At 37.8% G+C, this 19,202-nt stretch carries 13 protein-coding genes; 10 read left to right on the forward strand and 3 right to left on the reverse strand.

What is annotated here, in order from left to right:
• Positions 1 to 13 precede the first annotated feature (13 nt).
• The 10 genes from ACKI5B_RS06340 to ACKI5B_RS06385 all read left to right on the forward strand — a co-directional run bounded on the left by ACKI5B_RS06340 (position 14) and on the right by ACKI5B_RS06385 (position 17,191).
• A complete protein-coding gene (locus ACKI5B_RS06340) occupies positions 14 to 1,741 on the forward strand; it encodes an adenylate/guanylate cyclase domain-containing protein (RefSeq protein WP_407426945.1) in 1,728 nt (575 codons plus the stop codon).
• Positions 1,720 to 3,150 (forward strand): coiled-coil domain-containing 22 family protein, encoded by a 1,431-nt coding sequence (locus ACKI5B_RS06345; protein ID WP_407426947.1) that lies wholly within the window; start codon positions 1,720 to 1,722, stop codon positions 3,148 to 3,150. The genes ACKI5B_RS06340 and ACKI5B_RS06345 overlap by 22 nt, the downstream gene beginning before the upstream one ends.
• Before the next feature lie 71 nt (positions 3,151 to 3,221).
• Positions 3,222 to 4,598: a hypothetical protein gene (locus ACKI5B_RS06350; protein ID WP_407426949.1), complete on the forward strand. Its 1,377-nt coding sequence runs from the start codon at positions 3,222 to 3,224 to the stop codon at positions 4,596 to 4,598.
• A 12-nt stretch (positions 4,599 to 4,610) separates the two neighbouring features.
• Positions 4,611 to 7,445 (forward strand): tetratricopeptide repeat protein, encoded by a 2,835-nt coding sequence (locus ACKI5B_RS06355; protein ID WP_407426951.1) that lies wholly within the window; start codon positions 4,611 to 4,613, stop codon positions 7,443 to 7,445.
• A gap of 10 nt (positions 7,446 to 7,455) precedes the next feature.
• On the forward strand, positions 7,456 to 9,126 hold the full coding sequence (locus ACKI5B_RS06360; RefSeq protein ID WP_407426953.1) for a hypothetical protein: 1,671 nt from the start codon (positions 7,456 to 7,458) through the stop codon (positions 9,124 to 9,126).
• Between the two features lie 11 nt (positions 9,127 to 9,137).
• A complete protein-coding gene (locus ACKI5B_RS06365) occupies positions 9,138 to 9,749 on the forward strand; it encodes a MotA/TolQ/ExbB proton channel family protein (RefSeq protein WP_407426955.1) in 612 nt (203 codons plus the stop codon).
• Position 9,750: 1 nt separating this feature from the next.
• The gene (locus ACKI5B_RS06370; protein WP_407426957.1) at positions 9,751 to 10,158 is read left to right on the forward strand and encodes an ExbD/TolR family protein; all 408 of its coding nucleotides are present in this window, start codon (positions 9,751 to 9,753) and stop codon (positions 10,156 to 10,158) included.
• A complete protein-coding gene (locus ACKI5B_RS06375) occupies positions 10,155 to 11,216 on the forward strand; it encodes a hypothetical protein (RefSeq protein WP_407426959.1) in 1,062 nt (353 codons plus the stop codon). Before ACKI5B_RS06370 ends, ACKI5B_RS06375 begins: the two co-directional genes overlap by 4 nt.
• 47 nt (positions 11,217 to 11,263) lie before the next feature.
• On the forward strand, positions 11,264 to 11,932 hold the full coding sequence (locus tag ACKI5B_RS06380) for an HAD family hydrolase (protein ID WP_407426961.1): 669 nt from the start codon (positions 11,264 to 11,266) through the stop codon (positions 11,930 to 11,932).
• A 51-nt stretch (positions 11,933 to 11,983) separates the two neighbouring features.
• A complete protein-coding gene (locus tag ACKI5B_RS06385; RefSeq protein ID WP_407426963.1) occupies positions 11,984 to 17,191 on the forward strand; it encodes a SpiroCoCo family coiled-coil protein in 5,208 nt (1,735 codons plus the stop codon).
• Between the two features lie 61 nt (positions 17,192 to 17,252).
• Here the strand turns inward: ACKI5B_RS06385 and ispF are convergent, their stop codons facing one another.
• Genes ispF through ACKI5B_RS06400 form a run of 3 tightly spaced genes read right to left on the reverse strand, consistent with a single transcriptional unit; the run spans position 17,253 to position 19,191 of the window.
• Positions 17,253 to 17,732: a 2-C-methyl-D-erythritol 2,4-cyclodiphosphate synthase gene (gene ispF / locus ACKI5B_RS06390; protein WP_407426965.1), complete on the reverse strand. Its 480-nt coding sequence runs from the start codon at positions 17,730 to 17,732 to the stop codon at positions 17,253 to 17,255.
• Entirely contained in the window at positions 17,733 to 18,584 is an 852-nt protein-coding gene (locus tag ACKI5B_RS06395) for an IspD/TarI family cytidylyltransferase (protein ID WP_407426967.1), read from the reverse strand.
• Entirely contained in the window at positions 18,496 to 19,191 is a 696-nt protein-coding gene (locus ACKI5B_RS06400; protein ID WP_407426969.1) for a CarD family transcriptional regulator, read from the reverse strand. The genes ACKI5B_RS06395 and ACKI5B_RS06400 overlap by 89 nt, the downstream gene beginning before the upstream one ends.
• Between the last annotated feature and the right edge of the window lie 11 nt (positions 19,192 to 19,202).

A 19,202-nucleotide genomic window follows, 5' to 3' on the forward strand; every position in this document is an offset into this window, starting at 1 on the left:
GGAAGTATTTTAAATGATAAAATCTCCATTTCAAAAAGTCGGTTCAACAAGCATTATTCCTATTTCTCTTAAACTTCTTTCAATTTTTGTTGCTTTGCTTCTTCTTTCAAATTTTGCAACAAATTTCGTAAATTCTTTTCTTTCGCGCAATCAAATCATTAAGCTGAATAACTCCGTAATGATAAGCCAGTTAAAAGACATTTACACGGCGGCAGGAAATCAGTATCAGATTTTTTTGTTTACAAATAACAGGGAAGAATCAATAAATGCAATTTCCAGCACTGCTAAGCGTGGTTTTGAAATGCCAAACAGTATTGCAGCTGCCTTTAATCAGAACGGAAAAATTCTTTTCTGTACTTCAGCAAGCCCCCTTCCGAAAAACGAAACTGATTCTGCTTCAGAAGGAAAGCCTTTGAATGAAATTTCCACAGAATTTCCTGATGTTCAGGCTCTTGAATTTATGAATCAGCGTCTTTCAGAGGGAATAACTGACGGTTCTGTTTTATTTTCTTCAGATTTAGGACAATATTACGGAGTTTACAAGTATCAGCGTGACTGGGGCTGTTATTTTGTCCGTGCAGAACTTCGTGCAGATACAATGCGTACAAACAATACACTTTTTGGAATAATTTCCATCGTTATTGTGTTTATTGTCGGCGGATTTTTAACAGCCGGTCTTTTTATGTATAAGCGTATCCTGCAGAATGTACACAAAATTACCAGTGACTTGTATGAAATGCAGAATAATCAAAAACTTTCACTTATTGATTTGTCAGATTCACCGAATGATGATGTTACTTATCTTGCAGCAAGTTTTAACTCTCTTTCTTCAACTATCAGTAATCTGCTTGGAATTTTCCAGAAATTTGCTTCAAAAGATGTTGTTGCAAAAGCCTATAAAGAACATGAAATCCGGCTTGAAGGCAGTCAGCGTAATCTTGTAATGCTTTTTTCAGATATAAAGAGCTTTACATATCGTACTGAAACTTTAGGAAATGACATAATCGATCTGCTTAATGTTCACTATGACAAAGTTATAAAAAAAGTTCATGAAAATTCAGGTGTTATCGGTTCAATTATCGGCGATGCAGTTCTTGCAATTTACGGAACACAGTCTTCTAAACATAAAGCTTTTGACGCACTTGAATCTGCATGGCAGATTACACGGGTCACAGCACAGCTTCGTTCAAAAATGATTGCCAGACGTGCTGAAATCGAGAAAACCCGTACTTTAACTGAAGCTGAGGAACGGATTTATCAGGCTGTTTTAATTGATATTGGTGTCGGTATTGACGGCGGTAATGTTTTTTATGGAAATATTGGTTCGGATGAACACATGACAAATACAGTTATCGGCGATAATGTTAATTCTGCCAGCCGTCTGGAAGGATTAACCCGTATTTATCATCTTCCTGTTATTGTTTCTGAATACATTAAAAACGAAATAGAATCTTCAGGCAGTACAAAATATAAATTCTTTGAAATTGATACCGTTCAGGTAAAAGGCAAAACTGAAGGCAAAAAAATCTTCTTCCCGTTTGATACTGAAGCACAGACAGGTGAAGAAAAATTCGAAATTTATGAAAAAGCACTTCACTCTTACTATGAAGGCGACTGGGCTTTAGCCCGTAAAGAATTCAAAAACTGTGAAATTGAAGCAGCACATGTATTTCTGGAGAGAATCGGAACCGGCACTTCCCCTAAAAATTGGAGCGGAATATGGACAATGCAAACGAAGTAAATTCTGTTTTAACCCATAAAGAAGTTTCTCTCTTCCTTGGCGATGAACTTAAAAATCAAAAAAAAGAAGAAGTCATAACTTACGATTTAGTCAAAGAATATGAAAAAACGCAGAAAAACCGTAAACCGCTGGTCTGGGTTTTATTTGCGGTCTGCTTTTTTGGTGTTGCAGCCGGCACTTTTACTACAATCGGTTTAGTTTCAAGATCAAATCATAAAATTGCAATCAATATTGATTCCTTTGATGATTTAAACTTGCGTTCTCTGTTAAATTCTGTCGGAAGAACCCAAAATCTTTATGAAGATGCTTTAAAAACAAAGACAACTTTGGAACAGAATCTTCAGGATGAACTGAATCAGGCTGAACAGAAGCGCGAATCTGATTTGTTTACACTGCAGTCTGTAGCGACTGTTTCATCAAAGGAAGCAATTGCCCGCAAAAAGACTTTGATCGAAACTGAATATTCGCAGACTGTTCAGTCCTTAAATAATTCCTATGCAGTAAAAATTGCAGGAGCCGAAGAAAATATTAAAAAATACCGTTTACAGGTAGAATCATATGATTCTGCTCAGCTTTCTGTAGCAAAAGAAGCTGAATCATCAATCGATTCAACAAAACAGCTTCATGACATTGAAATGAAAAATCAGTCTGAACGGTACGAAAGGAAAATAAAAGAGCTCCGCCTTCAGTTAATTGAGCAGCAGAGAAAAGCAGCAGAAGAACAGAGAAAAGCTGTCGAAGAAGTACGGAGCATTTATCAGGCTAAAATTGATTTACTTGATCCGAAAGCCCGTGAGCAGAGTCATGAGCAGGATAAAATTATTGATGATACCGGCATTAAAAACAAAACCGCAGCATCAGCTTTGTGGAGTTCTGTAGAAAAACTAGAATTTGATGAATCTTCATATCTGGCTAAATCTTCAAATCCTTCAGAACTATTTTCAAATTCTTTGAGAAAAACACAGAGAGCGCTTTTAGAATTAAGAACGATTGCTTTCCGGTTTAAGCCGATTCCAATGGAGAACTCTATTAAAGATTATGTTCCAGCTATGATTCATCAGTCTTATCAGGTTGCAGATGAACTTGCTGAAACCGCAGCAAAACTGCAGGGAGATTTAACCGCATTTGAATTTCTTGCAGAACAGTCTCTACTTGGCGGTAACGACGGTCTGATTTTAAACACAGCAAGTGCACCGGAATATTCTGTTTATATTGCAGAAATAAGCCGGGCTAAATTAACAGAAAATACTTTCGTTCAAATTATCAGTAATGGCAGACAGGCAGCAGAAGGTGTTCTTACAAAAAAAGGCGGTTCGTATATTCTTACAGTTATCACAAATGAACAGAGCGCGGTCTATCAGCCTGTCACAGGTGATAAAATAAGAATTGTCACAAAAACAGAGTCATAGGAATGATTTTATGTAAAATGATTGTTAAAACTTTCCGAAAATTTTAGAGATAAAATTTCAGGAGATTTTTAATGAAAATTTTTCGTTCTGTTTTAATTTTATTTTGTTTAACGGCACCTCTTTTTTCACAGAATAATAAACTGCGCGTTCCGGATTCATCTGTAATCAGAAGTTCCATTGCAGACAACTGGTTTGAGCAGCCTCTTCAGACAATCCGGCAAAACAGAACTGAAATCAGGTCAAATGCAATAGGACAGGTTTTTCAAATCCGGCTGGAAGAAACCAGGGATATCTTTTCAGTTATAGTTGCGCCGGAAACTCAGGTTGCAGTTGATTTGTATACACAGGATGGTGTTCAGCATAAAGTAATTGATGAATATCCTGCAGATGCTGCAGGTTCATGGATTTTAATGCGCGATTCAACTACGGGTAAGCCAGTCAGAATCCGTTATTATTTTGCCAGCGACAGTGATGTTTACGTTCAGTTTTCTCCAAGCGGAAGAAAATCAGTTGCTGATTATGTAATTGACGGCTGTTTTGCAGCACGTGGAGTACCAGTCGGAGTTCCTTTTGAATATTTTTATACAGCATCATTTGCTTCAGTTCTTTCACTTACAGAAAATTCGCTTCCCTGGAAATACGCATATATTTATCCTGAACAGCATCATGGAAACCTTGTTATGATTGGGTTAATCCGAAAAAATCTTTCAAGAATCAAAAATGTAATTGACGGCTGTTACAGTGAACTTAAAAGACCAATTTATATTTACGGAAAAAAATCCGGTCAGGAAAGAGAAGTTGATTCTGATGATGTAAAAAATAACATTCTGACTATGAATCACGCAGGTTTTACAAAATGGATTGTAGACGGAACGATTATTCCGCTGGCTGGAAGCCCGACATATTTAAATCCTCTGCTCAGACCGACCGTACAGCCGAATCCTTTGAGTATTTCAGGAATTAAAAATCAGAGTAAGAATCTTTTTCATGCATTGGACTGGACAAGAAATCTTGCTGCTGCAACAGTTTCTGTTCAGAACCGCAGAAATTATATGTATGAAGAAACCGGCGTTGATGTAAATATTGAGCCGTTCAGTTCTGAAATTTCTGAAAAAGGAATAACCGGTGTTGCAGGTTACATAAAAAATTCCGGCTATGAAATAAAATATCTCAAACCGCTTTTGTATGTACTTGCATCAACAGAGCCGGCTTATTTTTATCTTGCTGCAATACGAAGAACCGTAATCCCTTCAGACGGTTCTCCTGAATTTAAGGTTTTTGATTCTACGGCAGCAATTTTCCCGTATTTTGATAAAGACAGACAGTTCGGCTGTGTAATTTTTGAAAATGGCAGAGAAATGTCTTTAGCTCAGTTTATGAAAAAATATCCTGACTGTTTTATTCATCTTACACGGGTGCTTTCTACAGACCGCTTTTCTCCGCTATAATCCGAGTTACTTATGAAAAAATTCTCTGCTTTTATTGTTGTATTTTTTCTGATTTTTTCATCACTTTCATCTGAAGATAAAAATCTTTCTTCGCTTATGAAATCAAGCTATAAATCAGGATTCTATCCCGGAGTTGTGCGTTATGCAGAAGAAATTTTACGTACAGAAAAAAACTCAACTGCGGCTTTCAGGGCTGCTGTTTATGAAGGCGAAAGCCTTTTCAGAATGGGACGACTGTCAGACGCAATTGAACTGCTTCAGAAATATTCACTGAACGGCGACTCATTAAATCCTGAAACTGTTTATCTGAATTCAGCAAAATTTTACTGGCTTGGACGCTCTTATTACTTTAAAAAAGAATATCAGAAAGCTCAGAGCTTTTTTTATACCAGTGCCGCAATTTTTAAGGATTTGCCACTGGAAAACTCAAAAAATGAAAATGCTTACACGGATTATTATGCTTTTTCTATGCTTTTTGCAGCAAAATCTTATACAGCCCTTGAAGAATACAAAAAGGCACTTCCCTTATATGAATATGTTGCTTCAAACGGACTTAAATATTCTGTAAATGATTATTCTGAGTCAGTAACAGCCCTGGCGCGCTCTTATATTCTGGCTGGTGACGAGGTTTCTTTTAAAAAGTGCGTAAACCTTGTTTCTTCTCTTGAGAACGCCGGTTTTGATGAAGATACAAAATATTCTCTGCTTGTTTCAAAAGGTGAAGCCCTTGAAAATCTTAAAAACTACAGGGAAGCTTATGATACATACTGCATTGTGATTGAAAAGGCTCCGTCTTATTTAGCTGCAACAGCAATGCAGAAAGCTTATGAGGTTTCTGCAAATCACAGAAATGAAGTTAAATCAGAACCGGGAAATGTTCTTGCAAATGCAGAAAGCCGGCTTTCCGAATATCCTGACCTGCTTTCAGAATTCTGGACAAGACTTGCAGTTGATGCATTTTACGCAAAGGACTACAAAAAATCACTTTCATATTTTGAAGAAGCAGAACCAAATTCATCAAATTCCCAGAAAGAAATTTCTGCCGTTTACCGTGCGGAAACCGCATATTTAACTTCAAATGACAAAGACGAGGGCAGCAGAAAAGCCCGGGAAATTTTAACAGAAGCACTGAAAATTAAATCAGAAAAACAGAATGAAACTGTTTTGATTTCTCTTGCCCGCTACAATGGATTTTTAAAAAGCTGGAAAGACTGTTCTGATTTTGCTTTAAAGTGTATAAATTCTTCAGACAGTGAAATTGAAAAAAATGCAGTTTACTGGCTTGCTCTTTCAAAGTACGAAAACGGAGATACAGCTGCTTCTGTAAACATTCTCGAAACTTATTCAAAAAAACAGAAAATCACTGATAAATCACTTTTAATTCTTTATGCAAAGGCACTGGCAAAGCAGGGAAAGTATCATGATGCCGATGTGATTTTTTATTCTCTGGGTGAAAAAAATCTGCTTGATAATGACGGTTATCTGGATTATTCAAGAACTCTTTTGATTGCAGGCCATTATGTTTCTACAAAACAGCAGGCAAAAAAAGCAGCAGGTGATGAGGCTGTTTATATTTCAGCTCTGGCTTCATTTAATCAGCATAACTGGACTGAAGCCGAAAATTCTTTTTCAAAAATAATTGATTCAAAAAATCTGAGTAAGGAATATGTTGCTTTTTCACAGTTTTATCTTGGATATTCTCAATATCAGAATTCAGAATATTCTTCATCAATAAAGACTTTAAACCGCTTTATTTCGGAAAATCCATTACACAGTTTTGTATGGTCCGCTTATATGACTATAGCCCGTGCTGCTGCGTTTGAAAAAATGGAAAGTGAAGCAGTTTCGGCTTCAAAAAATGCAGTAAAAGCTGCAAAAAACGAAAATGAAAAACAGGAAGCATTAATTCTGACGGCTGGAATTCTTTCAGACTGTAAAAAATTTGATGAAGCAATAGAACTTTTATCATCTGACATAAAAAAAAGAACGGAATTCGGATATGAATGTAAATACAGAACGGCAGAAATTCTGGTTCAAAAAGGAAATTTAGCCGAAGCCGACAAACATTTTGAGCAGCTTGCATCAAACTCTGACAAAAAAGCCGCTTTAGTCAGCGAACAGTCAGCCTACAGAAGAGCAGAACTTGCCTATTCTTCAGCTGATTATAATAAAGCCGCCCATGCTTTTGAAGAATATAATAAAAAATGGCCGGAGGGCAGATTTGCTTTTGCTTCAATTTATTTTTCTGCAGACTCGCTTGCAAAAACCGGCAGTATAACTAAAGCAATTCTCCGGTATCAGCAGATAACAGATTCAAATGCAGAAACTTCTTACCGCTATGGTGCAGAAAAAAATCTTGTCGACTTATACGAGAAAAATGGTGATTATGCTCAGGCAATTGCAATGGCAGAAAAAATGATTGATGAATACGGCTCACAGGCAGTTGCAGACGGAATGGATAAAAAAATAAAATCACTTAAGCAGAATACTGTCTGGAATGTTAATTCAACCAGTGACCGCATAAAAGAAGCAGAAAAAGCTCTTGCAAAGCAGAAAAATGATTCTTCAAAAAGTGTGGAAGCAATGCAGAATGCACTTTATCTTGCAGGCGTTTACCGGACAAACGGCGAAAATAAAAAATCAGCTGAAATGTATTTAGAAGCATTAAAATATTCCCGTCAGTCTGGAAATGATGAAAATGCGGCGAGAAGTTTTTACGGGGCGGTAGAAAGTTTTGATGCAGCCGCCTTATATGCAGATGCAAAGGCTGCCTTCAATGAAATGATAAAGCTTTACCCTGACAATAAATTTACAAAAGATGCAGAAAAAATTATAAATCAATATTAAGGATTCAAATATGAAAAAATTACCGGTTATTTTACTTTTATTTTTAAGCACAGGTCTTTTTGCCCAGAATAATCAGAATCAGACTGTTGAAGAAGAAATTGAACTTCCTGATGTTACAACCGTAGTAAACGGTAAAACTTTTACGGCCGGTAAAGATTCAGTTCCTGATTATACTCAGATTCTGCCAGAAAACTCTTCTCCGGAAATTCAGCTGCCTGAAATGGAAAGTGTAAAAACTTCAAAAAATCTCCCTGAAAACAAAGATACTTCAGCTCAGAGCGGCAAAGACATTTATGCAGAAGGTGAACTTGGAGCCGGCTATCCGTTTTATTTTGAAGGCGATTTTTCGATATACAGGGCTTCAGGCTCTTCTCCGTTTGAAATTAATTTTAATCATGAAAGTGCTGAAGGTTTTGCCAGAAAAAAGGCTGATGAAGGGTATTTTACACGTAAAACCTCTGTGAATGGAAAAAAATCTTTTATCGGAAATATTGTATCGCATGAATTGACGGCAGAATATAAAATGAGCGATGACGGGCTTCAGCTTAAATCTGATTCATATTCTGATTCAGTAAAGCACACGATTTCTGCTTCTGCAGGTTCTGACTGGAAAGCTCAGAATGGTGTTTTGGTTTCTTATGGAGCTGACGGTGCGTGGTTTAACCGTTACGGCGAAATAATGAAAAACAGTACCACAACCGGAGATTATGCAGACAGCACAAAAGTTCTGGATTTAAATCCTTATTTTGGATTCGGCTGGCAGGGACATGGTTTTAAAGCAATGCTTACTGGTTTTTATGGCTTACAGGCAAATTTTGCCGGAAATGATAATCTGCTTAAAGCCGAAGGTTCTTCAAGTTCAGAAAGTTCTCACAGAGGACAGTTTAAGCTTGCTCTCGGCTGGCAGAATGAAACTTTTAATGTCGGTGCTGACGGTTCTTTAATTATAGGAACTGCAACCGGTTCAAAGGAAGTCATTCCGGCTTTTACAGGAATTTTTGATTTTAAGACAGAATCTTTCACAGAAGGCAGATATATCAGTTTTTCAGCAAGAGGCGGCTTAAATTCATATCAGGAAAAAATCAGAAATCTAGAAAATAAATACAAATTCTCTGTTGTTCCGGCAATTCCAACGGAAACAACAGAATGGTTTTCAAAAATTACTTTAACGGTTCCGGTTTTATCAAGCTTTGAAGCAAAAACTGGTTTTGAGTTTAAAAAAACAGCTTTCAATAACGGCGAATGGCTCTGTCTTTATGATGAAGATTTAAGAATTTCCGGGCTTTATGTAACTTCTCCTGATAAACGGACTGAATTTAATACAAATCTGGTTTTCAGCTGCGATTTTGAAACCGTAAAAGCCAGTGCAGAATGGAAATCTTACTGGAAAGACGTTCCTTCCCTTGAAGATGCACAGAACATAAAATTTAAGCTTGAATATCAGGCTTCTGATGCAAAATGGAATGCAGGAACTTCAACAAATTTTGCTTTTGGGAAAAATGCTGATAACTGTCCTGACATTTCCGGCTGGGCAGGACTCAGGCTTGCTTCCAGTTTAAGTCTTGCTTTTGAAGTTAATGATGTAATAAAATTGTTTCACGGAACAAAAAGAACTTACGCAGATTCTGAATACATTACAACTTCAGGAAATGCTGTTCTTCTTGTAAAATTCCAGTTCTAAAAGGTGGGAATATGTTAGATTTATTAAAAAGCGGCGGAATTCTTATGATTCCGATTCTGATTTGCGGACTTTTTGCAACTTATATTATTATTGAGCGCTGTGTATATTTTGCTTCAATAAAAAAAAGAGATACTGAACTTCGTAAAAATCTTGAAGAAGTTCTGGTTTCAGGTGATTTTACTGCCGCAGAAGCTATCTGTGCTCAGACCGGGACTCCGCTGGCTCATGTTGCAAAAAAAGCACTGGGCTGCCGGAAACTTACTGAAGATGATATGCGTGAAATAGTTCAGTGTGAAATGGATTCTGTTGCGCCGAATTTTGATCACTGGCTTACACTTTTAAGTACAATTGCAAACATTTCTACACTGCTTGGTCTTTTTGGAACTGTTACCGGCAATATCAAGGCATTTGGTGTGCTTGGTTCAGGCGGAACAATGGGAAATCCGGCTGTTCTTGCAAGCTCAATTTCAGAAGCTTTGATGACTACAGCCGCCGGTCTTTTTGTAGCAATTCCTTCCTTAATTTTCAGTAACTATCTTTCAAGAAAGGCAGATAAATGCGTTTCTGAAATGGAAGGAACTGTCACTAAATTGATTCTGAGATTAACAGGAAGAGTTTTGTAATATGCGTGTTTCTAACCGTAAAAAGCGGGGCGTAAGCGTAGATCTTACTCCTATGATTGATGTAGTTTTTCAGCTCATTTTATTCTTCCTTGTATCAACGACTTTTGCAATTCTGCCTGCAATCAATGTAAATTTACCTGAAAGCACAACTTCAAAAGGTGCTGAAATTGCCGGAATTACAATCACAATGCATTCAAACGGCAAAATCTGGTTTAATGATGAACAGGTTACATTTTCCAGTTTAGGTGCCAGACTTTCAAAATTTGATACAGAAGACCGCAAAAAAGAAGAATATCCGGTTACACTGGAAGCAGATGAAAATGTAACAAACGGCTCTATTGTTAAAGTTTTTGATATTCTCAGAAATGAAGGCTTTGTGAGTATAAATTTAAGGACAAGTGATAAATGACAGATGTTGAGCAGAAGCCGGCACTTGCAGGTTTCATTGGAACAATTCTCATTTGGATTTTATTTTTTCTCTTTTTTTATTTAAGTTCAGTTTTTTTTGCACCAAAACAATACAAAACTATAAAAATCCGCCTGGATTCACCTCAAAAAGCTGAAAAACTTGTCACAAAACAGGAAAAAGCTCCTGTTCAGCCGGTTCCGGCACAGGCAGAACAGAGTTCTCAGGCAAAAAGTGTACCGGCTCCCGCAAAGTCAGAACCGGTTCCGGCTAAAGCACCGGCAAAACCTGCTGTGCAAAAAACAGAATCAAAGCCTGCTGCTTCAAAAAGTTCAGTTTCAAAAAACGCTCAGTCACAAGCAGCTTCAAGTCAGCCAAAGAAGACAGTTCCTCAGGCACCCCTTCAAAAAAGTGTAGATGAGTTAATGGCAGAACAGCAGCAGAAAAAAGCCCCTAAAAAAGAATTTGACTGGTCACAGTTTGACAATATTGAAGGTAATTCTTCTACAAATTCTGGTTCAACTGCAAAAAATCAAACCGTCAAAAACGTAAACCAGAATCCTTTTTCAGGCAGCTCTGCTTTATCTTCAAACTCAGCTTCCTCATCTGTAAACTCAACTTCAAAAAAAAGAAGTCTTGAAGGGCAGAGTACAAGTTCTGAAACATCAGATGCATTAAAAAGCGCTCTTTCTGCAAAAAAATATACATCACAATCTGGTAACATTTCCTCTTCAGTCAGTGCTTCTACGGCATCTTCAAGTGACGGCAAAGTTGCAATTCAAATGTCAGACGGTACTCCGAGAATTCTGCTTGAGCCGGCAGAACCTAAGATTATTCTTTCAAAGGAAGCTTCTGCCCTTATAGACAGCACAAAGCGCCTTACCGTTTCGTTTACTGTAATGGCAGGCGGAAACGTTCCTGTTACAAGCGTAAAAATCAGTCCTGATATTCTGCAGCCGCTTGTTTCAATGGAAATTTGCGAGCAGATTTCCCGCTGGAGATTTCAATCCGCTCCATACGATGGAACTGCCCGTTTTGATTATACCATTCAGAAAAATTAGATTTCTGCACCCTTTTAATAATCTTCATATTAATATATAATATTTTCATGCTCGGAGATGTTAAAGCCGTCGCATTTGATATCGATGGTACCCTTTATCCTTCATTTTCTCTTTACTGGCGGATTATTCCATACATTATCGTTCATTTCCGCTTCTATCTGAAATACAATAAAGTCCGCCGCATAATGCACAGAACAGCCCCGCTCCCAGATTTTTATGAATATCAGGCCAGACTGCTTGCAGAAGAATTAAACTGTTCTGCCCTTCGTGCAAAGGCTATGATAAAGCGGATTGCTTATGACGGATTAAAGCCTTATTTTAAGAAGATCAAACCTTTTAACAATGTTACTGAAACTTTCCGGCTTTTACATGAAAAGGGGTACAAAATTGCTTTGCTTTCAGATTTTCCTCCTGATCAGAAAAATGAAATCTGGGGACTTATTCCATACTGCGATTTAGTTCTCGGTTCAGAGGAAATCGGGGCTTTAAAACCTTCAAAATATCCTTTTGGAATTCTTGCAAATGCTCTGGAACTGGAACCACAGCAGATTCTGTACGTCGGAAACAGTATAAAATTTGATGTACGCGGTGCAAATAATGCCGGCATGAAAAGCGCATTAATAATTTCCAGAATCAAAAAAATATTCAGCAAAAAAGCAAAGGAAGCGGATATTTTATTTTCAAACTATCGTCAATTTATAAAGATTGTGTTATAATATCATAACTATACTTATTATAAAAAAATAAAGTACGGGTGGGGATAAAAAGTGATAGCTCTTGAAATACTATTGTCAATTGCAGTAGCAGCTGGCGTTTCTGTTGTTATGCGTCAGCTTGGTAAAGGCGGTGATGACGATGATGGAATGTCTAAAATTCGTCGTTACGCAGATAAACGCATAGAGCAGTTCAATGATTATTTTGAAAAACAGTCTCAGCAGTTAAATTCACTTTCTGCAAATCTTGAAACCCAGCAGGCGCAGGCAGTTGCAGCCGTAAACCGTCTTGAAAAGCAGATTGATGAATTTGCTCAGGCCAGCAAAGAATTTGACAGACAGTTTGAAGCCGTTGAAAATATCGGGCAGAAAATCGAAGCATACGGTAAGCTTTTAGGCGAACTCATGGAAATGACTGACAATGTAGAAGAAAATCTTGTCAGAATTAAAAAAGAGTCTGCCATTATCGACAAACTTAATTCCCGCCTTGCAAATCAGGAAAAGGCAGTTGAAAAACTTGAAAATAAAATTCCTGAAATCAGTAACGAATTCTCCAAGCGAAACAACGAAAGTCTCAAACTTATCGGAACAGAACTTCTTAATCAGTATAAGGAGCGGGCAGCTTCCCTCGAAAATTCAACAGCTCTTTCAGAAGCAAAGAGCAAAGAACTGCTTGATTCTCTTGAAAAAAGCATAAAACAGGCTTACACACAGGCAGCCGGACGTGCTCAAACTCTTGAAGATGAATCATTTAAACAGCTCGCACAAATTAACGAACAGCGAAAATCTGAAATCATTAATCTTATTGAAAATCAGACAAACCAGCTGTCAAATCAGCTTGAAAATTCCATCAAAGAAAAAGTCAGCGCAGTTACAGCTAATGTTGATAATGATATTTCTAACCTTGATTCTTCTGTCAAAGAAAGAACAAAGGCTCTTACACAGCAGTTTACTGCAGGAAATGCTGAAATCCGTCAGATGCTTAACGATTCCCTTGCTGCTGCAAAAGCTACTTCAAAAGAACTTGCCGCAGAAACAAGCGGAAACGGTAAAACCCTTGAAACTTTACGGGAAAAACTTGCACAGCAGATTCAGGTTTTACAGGAACGCTACGGAAAACTTTATGAAAAAGCAGTTCAAAGTGCAGATGCCAGAGAAAATGCGGCTTATGCAAAATACCAGGAAATTTCTGATAAACACCTCGAAACATTTAAAAATGCCGTTGAAACTAAAATCAATGGAATGCAGACCGATGTAAACAACCGTGTTACATCATTTACAAATGAAATTACAGAAAAGCAGACCGAAGTTGAAACAAAAGTTTCAGGCCTTGCAGAAAATGTTGAAACAAGGCTTTCAAATCTTACGGGCGGTATTCAGAGCAAATTTGAAGAACTTCAGGCTGGGGTTGTTTCAAAATTCACAGGGCTTGCACAGGGAGTTGAAGCAAAAGTCAATGACCTTCAGAAAGATGTTGTTACCAAAATCACAAATCTTCAGAATGAAGTTGATACTAAAGTCAGTGAACTGCATAATTCTGTTGAAAACAGCGTAGGGGACATTCAGCGTGATGTAAACGGAAAGGTTTCAACACTGCAGGGTGAAGTAACTCAGAAACTTGAAGAAATGAACAGTACTGTCGAAGGAAAAGTAAATTCCATTGTCGAAACAGTACAGTCTAAAGTTGAAAGCCTTGATTATGATGTAGACGGCAAAGTAAATGAAATCGTGAACGGTATCAACGGTAAAATCGATTCTCTGCAGGGAATTGTTGATTCAAAAGTTTCCGGCATGGAAGCTGATGTAAATCAGAAAGTATATTCTCTTGAAAGTTCTGTAAGTTCAAAAATTTCAGAACTTCAGACAACTGTTGAAGATAAGGTCGCAGATTTAAATGATATTGTTGATTCAAAAGTTTCAGGTCTTGATGAATCAGTAACACAGAAAGTAGGTGAGCTTGATACTTCTGTAAACCAGAGAGTAAGCGAACTTGATGTTTCAGTTAATCAGAGAGTAAGTGAACTCGATACTTCTGTTAATCAGAAAGTCACTGAACTTGACAATTCTGTCAGTCAGAAAGTAAATACACTTGATACTACAGTTAATCAGAAAGTAAGCGAACTTGATTTTGCCGTTAATCAGAAAGTTTCCGGATTGCAGGAAATGGTAGATTCTAAAGTTTCCGGTCTTGACGGTTCAATTGCAGAAAAACTGCAGATTTTACAGGATCTTGTAAACGGTAAGGCTACTGGTCTTGAATCTGGTGTTGTAGAAAAAATTACCAATCTTCAGGATATGGTTCAGTCAAAAGTTTCCGGTCTTGAAAATGATGTACGTTCAAAAGTTGATGAGCTTCAGGGAATTGTAGAGCAGAAGGTTGGCGGATTACAGGATATAGTCGAATCAAAAGTTACGGTTATTGTTGACGGGGTTGCAAAAAAAGTTGCTGACCTTGACGAAACTGTAAATTCAAATGTTTCAAAGCTTGATGAAGGCGTAAATCAAAAAATGGAACAGCTTCTTTCTGCTGTAAACGGAAAGGTTTCTGAAATTCAGCAGAATGTTGTTGAACAGGTCACAGGTCTGCAGAATGAAGTTGATTCTAAAGTTTCCGGAATGCAGAACGGGGTTCAGCAGATAGTTTCAGATCTGGAAAGCCAGGTTGATTCAAAGGTAATGAACCTTCAAAATGCTGTATCAGAAAAAGTTTCATCTTTACAGGAAGGTGTTGCTGACAAAGTTACAAGTCTGCAGCATGAAGTTATTGATAAAGTCGGCAGTCTTGAAAACGAAGTTGAATCCAGAATTTCAAATCTTGAAAACACTGTTGATTCACGCGTAAATAATGCCAACGAAAAAGTAGATGCAGCTTTAAGTGAAGTTAAGAGAAATCTTGAAGAATCAACAGAAGGAGCAACAGAAGCAGCAGAAAGCATTACAAAAACAGTTGTTGCTGCAAACGAACAGCTTCAGTCATTTAAAACTCAGTCTGACCAGCAGATTTCACAGATTAACGGAATGCTGCGCGATGTACTTAAAAATCTTGCTGCTACTTATGACACCAAGCAGTCCGAACTTCTTAATATGGTTGATAAACAGCTTGATGCCTATAAAAAGGACATGGATTACCGTTTCCAGCAGCTTGAAAAAACCGGCTCAGATGTTGATGCACTTGAACATGAACTGCAGGAATCTCTTATGCAGACTCAGCAGCGGGTACTTGATGAATTTACCAAATTTACCGAAGCTCAGGCAGTCCGTCACGGGCAGTTCCAGGATGCAATCAAAAAAGATTCCGAAATCGTTGAAGGCCGTCTTTCAGAACTCGAATCATCACTTAAAGTTCTTGAAGAGACCGCAAGTACAAATGTCAGCGCAGCACTTACTGCATTTCAGAATAAATACGGAGAAGATTTGCAGCGTAAAGCCGAAGAAATTGATTCAAATATCAGTTCATGGAAACAGAATTTTGATTCAAAACTTTCGCTTTTACAGTCTGACGAAGAAGAAAACCGCCGTCAAATCGAAGTAAAATATGCTGAAGATTTGCGCAGTCATCTTGCTTCCCTTCAGGAAAAGAACCGCGAAACTTCAGACCGTTTTGAATCTTTGATTAAAAAGACGAACGATGAACTTCAGGCTCAGATTATTGAAGTTGAACAGAAAATGCGTGATTTCCGTGAGAAAAACCGTACTGATCTGGAAGCTGCAACTACAAATACAGATTCATATATCAAAGGTACTTTAAAAACTTACGGCGATACTCTTAATGAACTGCTCAAAAAATCAATTGATTCGTCAGCAGCAAAAATCAGTGAGCTTGAGCAGGATTTGCTTTCAAGAAGCGAAACCAATAAAGCCAATATTGATGCCATGGTTGGTGATTTCAGGGCATGGAATACACAGCTTAACAACCAGTTTGAGCAGTCAAAGGCATTGTATTCTTCTAAGTTTGAGAATATCGAAAAATCTGCAGAACAGGAACTTGAAGAACTGAAAACAAAATTCAATTCAGATTTTGAAGAATTTAAACGCTCTGCTGTAAGTGCACAGGAAGAGATTTCTAAAAATATAAACATGCTCAATGAACAGGTTTCAGCTTCTGTAGAAAGTTACAGAGAAGAGTCAAAACGGATTGTTGAAGAACAGCAGAAGTCTTATGAACAGATGCTTAATGAAACTCAACTACGTGTAAACGAGCAGAATTCTGATTCAGAACGGGCTGTCCGTGAAATAAAGACACAGATTCAGGAAATGAAGGAACAGCTTGCAGAAAAGCAGGGTGAAACAATCGTTAAAATGCAGCATGATGCAACTGAACTTCAAAGCAGATTCAGTGAAATTGACATGCAGGTAAAATCTTTTGCTTCACAGATGCAGATTTATCAGAAGGCAGATGAATTAAAGTCTGAACTTGAAAATCAGATTTCCGGAATTAAGCAGGAACTTTCCCGTGTTGATTCTTACCAGTCAGTTGTAAATGAACTGGAATCTCAGTTCTCAAATATTCAGAAAATCAACGAAGAAATTGAACAGAAACTTTCTCGCTTTAATGCAGGAAAGAGCCAGATTGATTCTCTTGAACGGGATTTCAACAGACTTGTAACACTTAGTGATACAATGGACCAGAAAATCAATGAGCTTCAGACAACCAGTGATGATTTACAGTCATTACAGCTTACAGTCCGCGGGTTTCAGGAATCACTCGATAAAATTTCCAACCGTTATGACAGTCTGGAACGAAAAGAAAATATTATTGAGCAGCTTTCCGGTCAGGTAGATAAAACTTTCTCTAATCTTAAGGATATAGAAAGTCGTCTTGATACTGTAAAAAATCAGTCAGAAATTTTGCCGAATACAATTACCCAGATTCAAAGCAGAATTGATGATATTATGAGTAATTCCGGTAAAATTAATGATGCCGTCGAACAGATGACTTCTTTACAGAATCTTCTTGAAGAAACTGAAAAGCGTACAGAACAGCTTCAGCGTGCAAAAGAGGGAATTGTTAATACAGAAATCAGACTTACAAACCTTTCAAAAGAAATTGACGATAAGTTTGAAATCTTAGAGCAGATTACAAGAAATGAAGTTGAATCATCTTCATCAGGTTCGTCAGAATCTGGAAATTCACGTCTTTCACCAAAACAACGGGAAAATATAATTTCGCTTAAACGGATGGGCTGGACTGTAGATGAAATTGCACGCAGATTTGATCGAAGTGCCGGTGAAATAGAGATGGTTATCGAAATGGGACTTTAGGAAATTGAAAATTGAAAGCTGGGAAAATCTGCTTTTAGCATGATTCCTTAGTTTTCAACTTTCAGTTCTTGCTTTCTAAAAGGCAGACACACCAGACTTCAACTGCTTTTCCCTGTCCGATATCCCCAAGCTTTTCGCCGGTTTTTGCTTTTACAAAAACCTGTTCTTTTGAGCAGCCTAGATTATCTGCAATTGATTGCCTTACCTGTTCACGGTACGGCAAAAATTTTGGCTTTTCGAGGGCAATTACACAGTCAAGGTTTCCAAGCTTCCAGCCGGCATTTTTAACATCAGACCAGCAGGTTTTTAAAAGAATTTTTGAATCTGCATTTTTCCATTTTTGGTCTTCTGGCGGAAAGTAAGAGCCTATGTCGCCAAGACCGGCAGCTCCCAGAAGCGCATCTGTTATTGCATGAAGAAGGACATCTCCGTCTGAATGGCCGTCTTCCCCTTTTTCAAAAGGAATTTCAATCCCTCCCATTATAAGACGACGGCCTTCAGTGAGAACATGTTTATCGTAGCCTAAACCGACACGAATCATTTATTTATCGAGTAATTTAATATCTTCAGGATAAGTGATTTTTTTGTTATCAGGATCACCTAAAACTACTTTTACGCGGGAAAGAGTCTCACCGTTTTCGTCTTTTCGTTTTGCGGCAAATTCATCCCAAATTTCTGTATCATCAGTAAAAACCCGGTTGGTTTCTGCAGCAAGCCTGTGGGCTTCAAGAATCTGCTTAAATTTGAATACCTGAGGAGTTTGTACAGCTGTAAGACTTGAACGGACTAAATGTTTTGTGATAAAGCCGTTTTCGTCGATTTTTTTCTGTGTTTCAACCGGCTGTAATCCTGGAACGGCAGCACCGAATTCGGATGCTGCGCGGTATGTGAGTTCTACTGTTTCTGATTTTAGAAACGGGCGTGAACCGTCATGAATAAAAACGAGGGAACAGTTTGGGCAAGCCTTTTCAATTGCTTCAAGAGCATCCAGAACTGATTCCCGTCTGGTGTCTCCGCCAGGAACAAAAAAGAAGTCTGCATCATAATTTTTTACGAAATCGTCTGCAAATAAGGCTGCTTTTGAGTCTGCGGCATTCTGCTTTAATTTTTCAGAATTCTCAGAAAAAGGATATGTAACGACAACTGTGCTGAATTTAAGAGTAGACAGAAAAGTTTTGGCTGCGCAGGATAATACAGTGCCATTCTGCATTGAAAGGTATTCTTTTTTGATTTTAGTACCTGTCTTGTCAAAGCCAATTCTTGCCGATGAGCCGGCTGCTACAAGAATCAGCGCAAGTTCGTCATTATTCATCATCGTCATCATCACCTTCAGAAGAATCAGCTTCTTCTGACTCATCATCATCATCGTCATCATCAGATTCGTCAGAATCATTATCTGAATCAGAGATTTCTTCGCCGAATTCATCATCATCGTCATCATCGTCGTCATCGATAATGGCTGTCTTTTTAAGAATCATTGCTCCGATTGGTTCAAGTTTTGCATGGAGCATAGCTTCAACTTCTTTAATTGGAAGCCCTAAAGCAAAAGCAATTTCATCTTCAAGAAGTTTTTTTGCATTGTCGTAAAGTTTTCGTTCCTGAATTGGTAATTCTTTTACCTTTGAACGGTGATAAAGACATCGGACAATGCTTACGATATCAAAAATACTGCCTTTTTTAAGCAGATCCAGATTCATCTGATAACGGAGTTTCCAGTCAGAAGTAACCGGTTCAATTTCATCACCAAGGGAATCAAGTGCTTTCTGTGCATCTTCTGCAGCAACAATAGGCCGGATTCCAAGCATTTCTGCATTTGCAACAGGAACCATAACGACCATATCAGAAACTTCAAGATAAATTTTGTAATATTTTACGAGATTTTCACCTGCTTTTTTTTCAAAAATCTCTTTTACCTGTCCAACACCCTGACTAGGATAGACAACCCGCTGATCTACAGCGAATACAATGTTTTCTTCACTCATATTCAAACAGTATATCATAAAATCATTAT

Source organism: Treponema sp., from assembly GCF_045657965.1.
Classification (GTDB): domain Bacteria; phylum Spirochaetota; class Spirochaetia; order Treponematales; family Treponemataceae; genus Treponema_D.